This is a genomic window from Streptomyces sp. NPDC002809, from assembly GCF_040295435.1.
Classification (GTDB): domain Bacteria; phylum Actinomycetota; class Actinomycetes; order Streptomycetales; family Streptomycetaceae; genus Streptomyces.
Genome location: NZ_JBEOVJ010000137.1, coordinates 1 through 11,294 on the forward strand (window position 1 = coordinate 1; position 11,294 = coordinate 11,294).

An 11,294-nucleotide genomic window follows, 5' to 3' on the forward strand; every position below is an offset into this window, starting at 1 on the left:
CGGCGAACGGCTTGATCTCGTTGACGAACTCCGTCTCGATCCAGCGGGTGTGGATGCGGAACGGGGCGGAGGTGAACGCCGGGTGCCGTCCCCCGCCCCCGCCGCCGTCGTGCCGGCCTCCCTCACGACGGCCGCGCTGTCGTAACCCGCTGGACCGGGCGACGGCCACGGGCGAAAGTGAGGCCCATGACTTCACATGTACACCACGTCACCGTCGACTGTGCCGACGCCTACAAGCTCGCCACGTTCTGGGCCGAGGTGCTGGGATCCTCCCTCGCCGACGACGATTTCCCCGGTGACCCCGAGGCACTTGTCCGGACGTCGGGTGCCGCCCTGCTGTTCGTCACCGTGACCGACCCGAAGAGCGTCAAGAACCGCATCCATCTCGACGTCCAGCCGGACGACCGCACCCGGGACGAGGAGGTCGAGCGGCTGCTGGCACTCGGCGCCACCCTGGTCGGCGATCACCGCAGGCCGAACGGGCGGGGCTGGGTGACTCTGGCCGATCCGGAGGGCAACGAGTTCTGTGTGGAGTGCGGTGCGCGCGAGCGGGCGCGGCTGACCGGGACGCGGCTGCCGGTCACCGCGGACGACGTGACGTCGGCGGTGGGGCTGGCGGTGGCCGCGTTCAAGGAGTCACCGGCGGACGACTGGCACATTCCCGCGGGGACGCTCACCTGGGACTGCTGGGAGACCGTGGAGCATCTGAGCGACGACCTCTTCGCGTACGCCGTCCAGCTGGGCGCGCCCGCCTCGTCGCGGGACACCGATGTGCCGTTCCACTGGGCCCCGCGGCGCGATGGCGGTCCCTGCAACGCGGTCTTCGCGGATCCGGCGGCGGGTACGTCCGGGCTGTTGCGGACCCTGGAGGCCAATGGGGCGCTGCTGACGGCGATGGTGCGGACCGCCGCTCCGGACGTCCGCTCCCACCATGTGTTCGGGGCCTCGGACGCGGAGGGCTTCGCCGCCATGGGTGTCGTGGAGACCCTGGTGCACGCGCACGACGTGGCCGAGGGCCTCGGTATCGGCTGGACCCCGCCCGCGGACCTGTGCGACCGGGTGCTGGCCCGGCTCTTCCCCGATGCCCCGGCCGACGAGGACCGGTGGACCGTACTGCTCTGGTCCACCGGCCGCGCGGACCTGCCGGGCCGCGAGCGCGTGACGTCGTGGAAGTGGCACGGGGCGCCGCTGGAGGAGACCCCGCGGCCGTAGTGCCGGACGGGCCTTCCGAGGACAACCGGAGGCTGCCGGCAGCGGCTCCGCGTCGTGTCCGGACAGCACCTGGTTCTCCGGCCGCGGCGACAACGGCGCCGGCGGCGACACTCCGGGTGGTTCGGATCCCGTCCGGCGGGCCGGAGCCGACGGAGTTCTCCGCGCCCCACGGACTCGGGGACGTAAAGTCCTGACGGACCCCGTCAGGACGTCACTTGATGAAAGATCACGCACCATGAGCCGCACAGGACAGACCGGTACGGGACGCCGCCGGGCGCCGACGATCCATGACGTGGCCCGCGAGGCCGGAGTCTCGCGCGGCACGGTCTCGCGGGTGCTGAACGGCGGTCACAACGTCAGTCCGGCCGCGCTCGAAGCGGTCAACTCCGCTATCCGCAAGACCGGTTACACGGTGAACCGGCACGCCAGGTCGCTGATCACGGGCCGCTCCGACTCGGTGGCGTTCCTGCTCACGGAGCCCCAGGAGCGGTTCTTCGAGGACCCGAACTTCAACGTGCTGCTGCGCGGCTGCACCAGCGCGCTCGCCGCGCACGACATCCCGCTGCTGCTGATGATCGCGGGCACGGAGGCGGAGCGCCGCCGGAACATGCGGTACATCGCCGGGCATGTGGACGGGGTCCTGCTGGTCTCCAGCCATTCGGGTGACCCGGTCGCCGCGCAGCTGTACGAGGCCGGGGTCCCCCTCGTCGCCTGCGGGAAGCCGCTCGGGCAGGGGTCGAAGGTCAGCTATGTGGCGGCCGACGACCGGGACGGCGCCCGGGACATGGTGCGCTTCCTCTACGAGTCGGGGCGCCGCCGGATCGGTACGGTCAGTGGCCCCCCGGACACCCCGGGCGGTGTGGAGCGGCTGGCCGGCTACCGCGAGATGCTCGCGGCGTGCGGGCTGCCCGCCGACGACGCGCTGATCGCGCCGGGCGACTACAGCCGGGCGGGCGGCGAGGCGGCCGCCGCGCTGCTGCTGGAGCGGGCGCCCGACCTGGACGCGGTGTTCGTCGCCTCGGACCTGATGGCGCAGGGCGTGCTCGCGGCACTGGAGAAGGCCGGGCGGAGCGTGCCGCACGATGTCGCGGTGGGCGGCTTCGACGACTCCCCCGCGGCGCTCGACTCCCGGCCGGCGCTGACGACGATCCGTCAGCCCTGGGACCGGATCAGCGCGGAGATGGTACGGGTGCTGCTGGCCCAGATCGGCGGCGAGGACCCGGCCGCGGTGATACTGCCCACCGAACTGGTCCGGCGCGACTCGGCGTAGGGACGTGCGGCGGCCGCGGTGCCGGTCGGCGCCGCGGCCGGCCCGTTCGGTCGTTACGCGCCGAGCACGGGGTAGTCCGTGTACCCGCGGTGGTCGCCCCCGAAGAAGGTGGCACGGTCCGGCGTGTTGTAGGGGCCGCCCGCGCGCAGCCGCTCCGGCAGGTCCGGGTTGGCCAGGAACAGCGCACCGTACGAGACGATGTCCGCCACGCCCTCCTCGACCAGGGCCAGCGCCTCGGGTCCGGTCACACCCTCGCTCGCCGGGTTGAGGACGAGGGCGCCGTTGAACTGCTTGCGCAGCGACTCGGTCAGCGTCCGGTCGGCGGCCGTGCCCTCGACAAGGTGCAGATAGGCGAGACCGATCGGTTCGAGGGCCCGCACCAGCGCGCTGTACGTGGCCTCCGGCGCAGACTCGGCCACGTCGTTGTACGGGTTCCCGGGCGAGAGGCGGATCGCGGTGCGGGCGGCGCCGATCTCGGCGACGACGGCGCGCACGGTCTCCAGGGCGAACCGGATACGGCCCTCCACGGAACCGCCCCACCGGTCGGTGCGCAGGTTGGAGTTGGGGGCCAGGAACTGGTGGATCAGGTATCCGTTGGCGCCGTGCAGCTCCACACCGTCGAAGCCGGCGTCCACCGCGCCCCGCGCCGCGGCGGCGAAGTCGGCGATCGTCTCCCTGATCCCGGCGTCGGTCAGCTCGCGCGGGGTGACGAAGTCCTTCGCGCCCTCGTGGGTGAAGACCTGTCCGGTGGCCGCGACCGCGGAGGCACCGACGGGGATGAGGCCGTCGGGCAGCAGGACCGGGTGGCCGATGCGGCCGGCGTGCATGATCTGGGCGAAGATCCTGCCGCCCCTGTCGTGCACGGCGTCGGTGACCTTGCGCCAGGCGGCGATCTGTTCGTCGCTGTGCAGGCCAGGAGTACCGGGGTAACCCTGGCCGACCACCGACGGCTGGATGCCCTCGGTGATGACGAGCCCGGCCGAGGCACGCTGGGCGTAGTACTCGGCGACCAGCGCGGTCGGCACCCCGCCCTCGCCGGCCCGGCTGCGGGTCATCGGTGCCAGGGCGATGCGGTTGGCGAGCTGCGTGCCTGCCAGGTCGAACGGGTCGAATGCGGTGGTCATCGAAGGCTCCCGAAGAAATACCGAGGGAAATATATGGTCGGCCAAGCAAAATTATGTGGTCGGCCAAGCATCTGCGTCGAGTGTCACTGTAGCGGATTACTTGGCCGACCAAGGTAAAGTTGGAATGAATCCGTGTCCGGCAGCCGAAGAGCCGCCCCGCATCCACCGAGGAGCTCCCCATGACGCCCGATCCCGCCTGTACCGAGCTGCCGAGCGCCGCCCGCGGCGGCCCGGTCAGCCATGCCGTGTCACGGGTCGCACGGCTCCACCGGATCGCGGCGGGCAAGCTGCTCAAGGGCGCGGGCCTCTACCCCGGCCAGGAGTTCCTGATGATGTACCTCTGGGACGCGGGTGCGGTCCGCCAGTCCGAGGTGATCAAGGCGGTCGACCTGGACCCCTCCACGGTCACCAAGATGCTCCAGCGCCTGGAGCAGTCCGGGCACGTCCGCCGCAGCCCCGACCCGGCCGACCGCAGGGCCGTCCTGGTCGAGGCCACCGACAACAGCTGCGCACTGCTCTCCGACGTGGAACGGTCCTGGACGGATCTGGAGGAGCACACCCTCGCCGGCCTGGACCCGGGGGAACGCAAGGAGCTGGCCAGGCTGCTGGCCAGGGTCGAGGAGAACCTCTGCCGGGAGACGGCGGACTGCCCGGAGAACCGCTGACCGGCGCGCCCGTCGGGCGGCGGCAGCACCTCAGCCGGAGAGTGCGTCCAGGGCGCGGTCCACATCCGCCTCGGTGTTGTACAGATGGAAGGCCGCCCGCAGATTGCCGGCGCGGTTGGAGACCATCACCCCGGCCCGCGCAAGTTCCGCCGCCCGGTCACCGAGCCCCGGCACCCCGACGACGGCCGTCGGGGCCGGCAGGGCCTCGTGCCCCAGCCCGGCCAGTCCGTCGCGGAAGCGGTCGGCGAGCCCGGTGGCGTGGTCGTGGATGGTCTCGACGCCGATCTCGTTGAGCAGCGCGAGGGAGTGCTCGGCACCGTGGTACGAGAGGAAGGCGGGCGGCTCGTCGTAGCGGCGGGCATCGGGGGCGAGCTTGGCGACGGGCCCGTAGGTGCTGCCCCACGGGTCCTCGGCAGCGACCCAGCCGGCGAAGACCGGCGGCAGGGATTGCTGCGCCTCCTCGGTGACGGTGAGGAACGACGCGCCCCGCGGGCAGAGCAGGAACTTGTAGCCGCCCGCGACCGTGTAGTCGTACGCGCCGGCATCGAGCGGCAGCCAGCCGGCGGACTGGGTGGCGTCCAACAGCGTGCGGGCTCCGTGGACGGCGGCCGCGGCCCGGACCGCGGCCAGGTCGGCGAGGCGGCCGTCGGCGGACTGCACGGAGGAGAAGGCGACGAGCGCGGTCTCGGGGCGCACCGCCTCGGCCAGTTCCGCGAGCGGGACGTACCGCATCCGGAGGTCGCCGCGCACCGCGAACGGGGTGACGACCGAGCTGAACTCCCCCTCGGGCGCCAGCACTTCGGCCCCGGCAGGCAGCGAGCAGGCGATCAGTCCGACATGAACGGTGACCGAGCTGCCGACGGCGACCCGGCCGGCGTCGACACCGGCGAGCCGCGCGAAGCCGTCCCTGGCCCCGTCCACTGCCTCGAAATCGCCCGCACCGTTCCTGCGGCCGGTGGTGTTCCCCTCGGCGAGGGCTCTCACCGCGTCTACGGTGCGGCGGGGCAGCAGGCCGCAGGTGGAGGTGTTGAGGTAGGCGGTCTCCGGCGCGAACTCGGCGGCCACCGCACGGCTGAGCGAAGAGATCATCATGGGCCCAGCCTGAATCCCCCTTAACTCATAGTCAATCACCAAGAGTTAAGGGGTGAACCCAAGTAATGCTTATGCGTGCGGCGCAGGGCGGTCAGGCGTTGCTTCCGGCCTGCGGAACTTCGCACGCCCCCTCGGCGTCGCAGGCTGCCGCGTCCCCGCCGATCGCGGTCAGCGGGCGGTCCTTCCACGCCTGCTCCAGCGCCTGGGCAAAAACCTCGGCGGGCTGGCCGCCGGAGATCCCGTAGCGCCGGTCGAGCACGAAGAACGGCACCGCGTTGGCGCCCAGTTCGGACGCCTCCTGCTCATCGGCCCGCACCTCGGCCGCGTACGCCTGCGGGTCGGCGAGGACCGCGCGCGCCTCACCGGCGTCGAGGCCGGCCTCGACTGCCAGCTCGACCAGCACCTCGTCGTCGAAGACGGAACGCTCCTCGGCGAAGTTCGCCCGGTAGGCGAGGTTCAGCAGCTCGTCCTGACGGCCGCGGGCCTTGGCCAGGTGCAGCAGCCGGTGGATGTCGAAGGTGCTGCCGTGGTCACGCCCCTCCGTTCGGTAGCCGAGCCCTTCGGCCTGCGCGTTGGACGCGACGTTGGCCTCCATCGACTGCGCCTCCTCACGGGTGCGGCCGTACTTCTGCGCCAGCATGTCGACGACCTTCGCGGTGTCGCCCTTGGCGAGCCCGGGGTCGAGCTCGAAGGAGCGGTGCACCACCTCGACCTCGTCGCGGTGGGCGAACCCTGCCAGGCCCTTCTCGAACCGGGCCTTGCCGATGTAGCACCACGGACAAGCGATGTCGCTCCAGATCTCGACGCGCATGACTCTTCTGCTCTCCAGGCTCTCGTGCGGCTGCTCCCGCAGCACGGAGGGGTCCTCCGCTCAGGGGGAAACACCCATCGGGGTCCCCGCCATTCCCCTGGCGGGGCGAAGCGGTCCGGCTCACCGTGCGGCCGGGCGCGGCGGGGGGCCCGCTACAGGACGGTGCGGTTCATCGGGCGGGGCAGGGGTTCCAGCGCGCCGGCGTCACGGAGGCGCACATAGGCGTCCACGACGGGCTCGACGTCCCCCGGCGGTGCGATGTCGAGGAGCACGCCCGCTTCGCGCAACTCCTTGCGGGCCGTACCCACCCCGTCGGGAACCAGCGCCGCGCGCCCCGGGGAGAGGTAGCCGAGCCGGCCGACGCACAGCTGCGACTGCGTGTAGTCGTAGCCGGCGTCGTCCTCCAGGGCGTCGAGGAGGTCGTCGTCGGTCACGTCGCCGATGTCCGGCTGCCAGACGTCCGCGATCAGTGCGAGCAGCGCGGCCTCGGGGACCTCGGCGTCGTCCGGGGAGAGCACCGTCAGCACGACGGCCTGGGTCACGTACTCCGACTCACCGCCGGCGCGCCCGGAGAGGCTGACCTCCCAGCCCGGTCCGCCCTTGCTCGCGAGGCTCAGTCCCGCCCCGTCCGAGGTCTGCGGGGAGTCGTGGTCGGCCTGCAGCGCGGCTGCCAGTTCCGCCTCGTCGGGCCGGAGTTCCGTGGGGCGTCCGGACGCGTGGTGGTGGGTCCAGGTCCACGGCTGCCCCGCCGGGGCGGAACCGGCCTCCGGGAGCAGTGCGGGCAGCGCGTCCAGCATCGCCTTCCAGCGTCCCGCGAGCTCCAGGGACGACTCCTTCCGGGGTCCCCAGAAGCCCCGCACCACACGTCGCATGTCCTGCCTCCACCGTCGTGAGCCGTCGTAGGTCCCGCCCGCAACCCACGCGGATCGGCGCGCGCCCCAGGCTAGTGCCCCTCCCGGCGCTAGTCGAAGGCCCCGGGCTTCCTCGTGCTCGTCTCCGGGTTCTGCTTGCTGTAGACGACCTTGATCGGAAGGCCCTCGTCACGGAAGGCCTTCCGGGCCGCCTTGGCGACGTCCGGATCGGAGAAGTGCCATTCGACCGGACGCCCTCCGGAGGCGTTGACCTGCTCCGTCGCCTCCTTGACGAACTTCTCCCGGCCGGACGGGGTGAGCGTTCCCTTGTCGCCCTTCGAGAGGTAGCTCTTGTAGCCGTTCTTCGCTTCCAGGAACGTCTGCCTGCCGGAGTCCCAGCCGTCGTACTCCACCGGAGGCTTGCCCTCCTTGGGGTTGGCGACGATGTACTCCTTGCCGCGGTTGGTGCCGGTGATCTGTTCCTGGTAGCGGAGCCACGACTCGTTCTTCCAGTTGGGCTTGGGGTTGCGGTCGCGGCTCCCCCAGTACCCGTCGCCCGCGTCGGCCGAACCGAGCTCCGGGTCCTTCAGGTCCTTGGCCCAGTCGGGCGAGTTGTAGTTCCGCGGGTCGGAGGTGTCGTTGCGTGCGGCGTCCGGCCACGGCTTCTTCTTCTCCAGCGCCTTCGCCGCGCGGTCGGCCTCCTCGGCGCGCTTCTTGTCCGTCCAGGCGGCACGCTCCTGGTCGCGGGCCTCCTTCGCCTTGGCCTCGGCCGCCTTGTCGCAGCCGTCGTCGGCGAGGATCACGTGGCCGGGCGGGCCGGCGGCGAGCACTCCGGTTCCGGATCCGGCGACGCCGGTGCCTCCGTAGCGGGTCCTGGATCCAAGGGGTCCGAAGGCGATGGAGCAGCCGGTCCTGCGGGCCGAGTCCTCGGCCTTGTCCGCGGCCTCGTCGGCCTCCTTCGCCGCCTTGCGGGCGCCGCCGACGTCGCCGGCCTCGGCCGCCTTGCGGGCCCTGCGCGAGGCTGCCCCCGCGTCCTCGGCGGCCTCCGCCACATCGGCGGCGATCTTGCCGATGTGGCCGAGCCTGCTGGTCTTGCCGATCACCTTCGCGACGTCGTACCCGGGAATGAAGAGGGAGCCGACGTTCCACACGACATCGGTGACGGCGCGGGTCTTCTCCCCGTTGTTCCAGCGCTCGCGCACGTCGTCACCGACGAACATGTCGTCGCCGACCTTGACCACGGTGTTGAACGACGCCTTGCCCCAGTCGCCGACCGCGCCGAAGTAGTCGCCCTTGTCCCACTTGCTTCCGGCGTCCTTGGAGTCGTCCGTCCACTGACTGCCGAGCTGCTTGCCGTAGTCGACGATGCCGGACCAGGTCGAGGGCTTGAAGAGGTCGATGACCCCGGTCACGTCGCCCCAGATGCCGTCCACGAAAACGCCCTGGACGACCTGGGTGCCACGGTCCCAGGCACAGCCGAAGAAGCCCCAGCCGCCGCAGTCCTCCTCGGCCTCCCCGTCGCCGGAGTCGCCGGAGTCCCCCGCGTCCTCCTCGCCGGACGCGGGGATGTCGTCATACGCGGCCTCGGGTTCGGCGGCGGTCTCCGGGTAGGTCTCCGTGCCGGGCCTGTCGGCGCCGGACCCGTCGGGGCCGCCGGTGGTGTCGGCGCCGCCGGTGCTGTCGGATCCGCCGGTGCTGTCGGATCCGCCGGTGCTGTCGGTACCGCCGGTGCTGTCGGTACCGCCGGTACTGTCGGATCCGGACGGTCCCCCTGTGGTGTCGGACCCGGCCGGCCCGCCCGTGGAACCCCCGGCGCCTCCGGCCCCGCTGTCGGTACCGCCGGTCGTTCCCTCGGTGGTGCCGCCCGCTCCCGCGCCACCCGCTCCGCCCGTACCGGTGGACGCGCCGCCGCCGTCGGCACCGCCGCCGTCCGCACCGCCCCCGTCCGCGCCGCCGACCACCGTGGCGCCCTCGTCGGCGCCTCCCGTGTCCGCGCCGCCCGCGCTGTCGCCCGCGTTCACCGTGTCGCCGCCGGTACCCGTCGCCGGGCAGGACGTGCCCGTGACGGAGCAGACCGCGGCCCGGAAACGGTCCGCCATCGGGCCGCCCACGCCGCTCAGCAGCAGCGCCACGACGACGGCCGCGACGAGCATGACCAGCCCGACATACTCCAGGGTCGACTGACCCCGGTCACGGCGCCAGGTGATCATGTGGGGCAGTGAGAAGTCCGGCTTGTCCTCCCGTTCCCGCCCCGGGAGCCGGAACCACTCACGGCTCTCCGGCCGGGTCAGGAACACCAGGATCAGCACCGGCAGGAACACCTGCGTGAAGCCGTGCATCGACCCGTCGGCGGCATTGGCCGCGCCACCGATGATCAACCACACCTGTACGGCGACGAGTCCGCCCCACACACCCCGGCCGCCGGTCCACACCCGCCGCGAGAGCAGCCAGCCCACGACTCCGGGGACGGCCCCGTACAGCAGCAGGCCGACCACGACGCCGTCCAGCGCGTCGGCGGCGAGCGCGGAGCCGAACAGGCCGACGCCGCCCAGCAGCGTCGCGCCGAAGAGGACGTGCAGCAGCAGCCGGGCCGCACCCATGGCGCGCGGCAGCGCGCGGCGCCCCGCCCCGGGCGCGGGCCCCACCCCTCCGTACGCGGATATGCCACCTGTCGCAGACATGCTTGGCCCCCCAACCCGCACTGCCCGCAGGCAGAATGACGACACCCCAGGCTACGGAGCGGAGGCTCCCCCGTCATGGGCCCCAGGACCCAACTCGGGTCCCAGTGCCTCTGGGCCTGCTCGGCGCGGAGGGTCGCCGTCCGGGTCAGTTCACCGGGGGCAGTTGGGCGGATGCGCCGACGGCCGGCGCGTCCGTGACGGGTTCGACCGCGCGGCGCCTGACGGACAGCACGACGATCAGAACGACCTGGAGGACGATGAAGAGGGCCGTGCCCGCGGACGCCTGGGGTGCATCCCCCACCAGGTTGGAGAACAGGCCGGCGTCCCAGAGGCCGTGCACCAGCATGGGTAGGAGGATGACGCCGCCGACGCGCAGGCACAGATAGAAGAAGTAGCCCGAGGTCGAGACGATGAGGGCCTGCACGACGGCCTGCGCTCCCTCGCCGATGGCATTGCTGACGTGCGCGAGGCCGAAGATCAGCGAGGAGTACAGGGCCACCTTCCCCTCACTGAAGCCGGCCCTGCGGAAGACGTGGACGCCGATGCCGCGGAACATCAGTTCCTCACCGATGCCGACGAAGACGCCGAGCACCAGCAGTGACGCCACGAGGGACAGGCTCTGGTCGGCGAGGTGTCCGTAGTTCATGCCGATCAGCGCGACGGCGAGCATCGAGATCGGTACCCACCGCACCCAGCGCCGCACCGGGGCGCGGTATCGCAGGACCTCGCCCCACCAGCCGAGCCAGGTGACCACTGCGGCGCCGAACACGATGGACGCCCCGATCGGGACCAGCGCGTTGCGCACGATGGACTCGGCGGTGGGGAACGCGCTGTCGGAGTCACCGGTGTCCACACCGCTCAGCGCGCCCAGGCCCTGGATGATGCCCACGTACACGACGACCACGACCAGGAACCACGGCCATGTCAGTCTGCGGCCTGCCGGACCGGCCGGTACGGCTCCCACTTGCTCGTGCACGGTGTCACCCTTCGTCGGGCGGTGGCGATTCCCGGCTCGAACCGGCAAGTTACGCGTCACCGTCTCCTTCAAAAGGAAGTTTCTCATACTAAATTCCGACAAATAAATCTCCCCCGGAGCTGGTCAGCCCGCCTGGCGGCGGTACTGCCCGGGGGCCATTCCGTACTCCTGCTTGAACGCCTGGGCGAAGGAGAACTCCGAGGCGCATCCGGTCCGTTGGGCGACCGGACGCGGCGATGCGTCGTCGCCCCGCAGCAGCCGGCCCGCCGCCGTCGTCCGCCACCAGGTCAGACAGGCCGTCGGCGCCTCACCGGCCACGGCGGTGAGGCGCCGGCGAAAGGGGCGCGGGGGAGACCGCCCGGGGACCCGGGCAGTGGACCGCCGGCAGAGTCTCACGGGAGGTGGCGCGCGAGGGGGGATTTTCCGGCGGCGGATGGGGTGGCCGTGTCCCCAACGGGGCGGGGACTCGGTCCGTGGGCGCGGGGCTCGGTCCGTGGGCGGGGACTCGGTCCGTGGGCGCGGGGCTCCCGGTCGACGGCCGGCGGTACGCGGTCCGGGCAGGACACGGGCACGCACGCCGATGCCCCCGCCCTCCGGACACGGAGGGCGGGG

10 protein-coding genes are annotated in these 11,294 nt (G+C 72.1%); 3 read left to right on the forward strand and 7 right to left on the reverse strand.

Annotated elements, in window-relative coordinates:
* Positions 1–186: 186 nt before the first annotated feature.
* Positions 187–1,212, forward strand: coding sequence for a VOC family protein (locus ABT025_RS38240; RefSeq protein ID WP_351003325.1), 1,026 nt, complete (start codon positions 187–189; stop codon positions 1,210–1,212).
* A gap of 235 nt (positions 1,213–1,447) precedes the next feature.
* Positions 1,448–2,482, forward strand: coding sequence for a LacI family DNA-binding transcriptional regulator (locus ABT025_RS38245; protein ID WP_351003327.1), 1,035 nt, complete (start codon positions 1,448–1,450; stop codon positions 2,480–2,482).
* A gap of 53 nt (positions 2,483–2,535) precedes the next feature.
* Here ABT025_RS38245 and ABT025_RS38250 read toward each other — a convergent pair whose 3' ends face one another.
* A complete protein-coding gene (locus tag ABT025_RS38250) occupies positions 2,536–3,606 on the reverse strand; it encodes an alkene reductase (protein ID WP_351003328.1) in 1,071 nt (356 codons plus the stop codon).
* A gap of 179 nt (positions 3,607–3,785) precedes the next feature.
* Between ABT025_RS38250 and ABT025_RS38255 the strand changes: the two genes are divergently transcribed.
* The gene (locus ABT025_RS38255) at positions 3,786–4,271 is read left to right on the forward strand and encodes a MarR family winged helix-turn-helix transcriptional regulator (protein ID WP_351003330.1); all 486 of its coding nucleotides are present in this window, start codon (positions 3,786–3,788) and stop codon (positions 4,269–4,271) included.
* Between the two features lie 30 nt (positions 4,272–4,301).
* Here the strand turns inward: ABT025_RS38255 and ABT025_RS38260 are convergent, their stop codons facing one another.
* From ABT025_RS38260 to ABT025_RS39630, 6 genes are all read right to left on the reverse strand, one after another.
* On the reverse strand, positions 4,302–5,363 hold the full coding sequence (locus tag ABT025_RS38260) for an aminotransferase class V-fold PLP-dependent enzyme (RefSeq protein WP_351003331.1): 1,062 nt from the start codon (positions 5,361–5,363) through the stop codon (positions 4,302–4,304).
* A gap of 91 nt (positions 5,364–5,454) precedes the next feature.
* On the reverse strand, positions 5,455–6,174 hold the full coding sequence (locus tag ABT025_RS38265) for a DsbA family oxidoreductase (RefSeq protein WP_351003337.1): 720 nt from the start codon (positions 6,172–6,174) through the stop codon (positions 5,455–5,457).
* Between the two features lie 152 nt (positions 6,175–6,326).
* Positions 6,327–7,046, reverse strand: a complete 720-nt coding sequence (locus ABT025_RS38270) for a hypothetical protein (RefSeq protein ID WP_351003332.1) — start codon at positions 7,044–7,046, stop codon at positions 6,327–6,329.
* Positions 7,047–7,135: 89 nt separating this feature from the next.
* Positions 7,136–9,706 carry a Tox-REase-5 domain-containing protein gene (locus ABT025_RS38275; RefSeq protein WP_351003334.1) on the reverse strand — a complete coding sequence of 857 codons (2,571 nt, stop codon included), beginning with the start codon at positions 9,704–9,706 and terminating at the stop codon, positions 7,136–7,138.
* A gap of 145 nt (positions 9,707–9,851) precedes the next feature.
* Positions 9,852–10,682, reverse strand: coding sequence for a CPBP family intramembrane glutamic endopeptidase (locus ABT025_RS38280; protein WP_351003335.1), 831 nt, complete (start codon positions 10,680–10,682; stop codon positions 9,852–9,854).
* A 123-nt stretch (positions 10,683–10,805) separates the two neighbouring features.
* A complete protein-coding gene (locus ABT025_RS39630; protein ID WP_502972129.1) occupies positions 10,806–11,000 on the reverse strand; it encodes a helix-turn-helix domain-containing protein in 195 nt (64 codons plus the stop codon).
* Positions 11,001–11,294 lie beyond the last annotated feature (294 nt).

What these genes read in the sequence shown, in the direction of transcription:
- ABT025_RS38240 (WP_351003325.1), top strand. Translation starts at nt 187, where the DNA reads ATGACTTCACATGTACACCACGTCACCGTCGACTGTGCCGACGCCTAC.
- ABT025_RS38245 (WP_351003327.1), top strand. Translation starts at nt 1,448, where the DNA reads ATGAGCCGCACAGGACAGACCGGTACGGGACGCCGCCGGGCGCCGACG.
- ABT025_RS38250 (WP_351003328.1), bottom strand. Translation starts at nt 3,606, where the DNA reads ATGACCACCGCATTCGACCCGTTCGACCTGGCAGGCACGCAGCTCGCC.
- ABT025_RS38255 (WP_351003330.1), top strand. Translation starts at nt 3,786, where the DNA reads ATGACGCCCGATCCCGCCTGTACCGAGCTGCCGAGCGCCGCCCGCGGC.
- ABT025_RS38260 (WP_351003331.1), bottom strand. Translation starts at nt 5,363, where the DNA reads ATGATGATCTCTTCGCTCAGCCGTGCGGTGGCCGCCGAGTTCGCGCCG.
- ABT025_RS38265 (WP_351003337.1), bottom strand. Translation starts at nt 6,174, where the DNA reads ATGCGCGTCGAGATCTGGAGCGACATCGCTTGTCCGTGGTGCTACATC.
- ABT025_RS38270 (WP_351003332.1), bottom strand. Translation starts at nt 7,046, where the DNA reads ATGCGACGTGTGGTGCGGGGCTTCTGGGGACCCCGGAAGGAGTCGTCC.
- ABT025_RS38275 (WP_351003334.1), bottom strand. Translation starts at nt 9,706, where the DNA reads ATGTCTGCGACAGGTGGCATATCCGCGTACGGAGGGGTGGGGCCCGCG.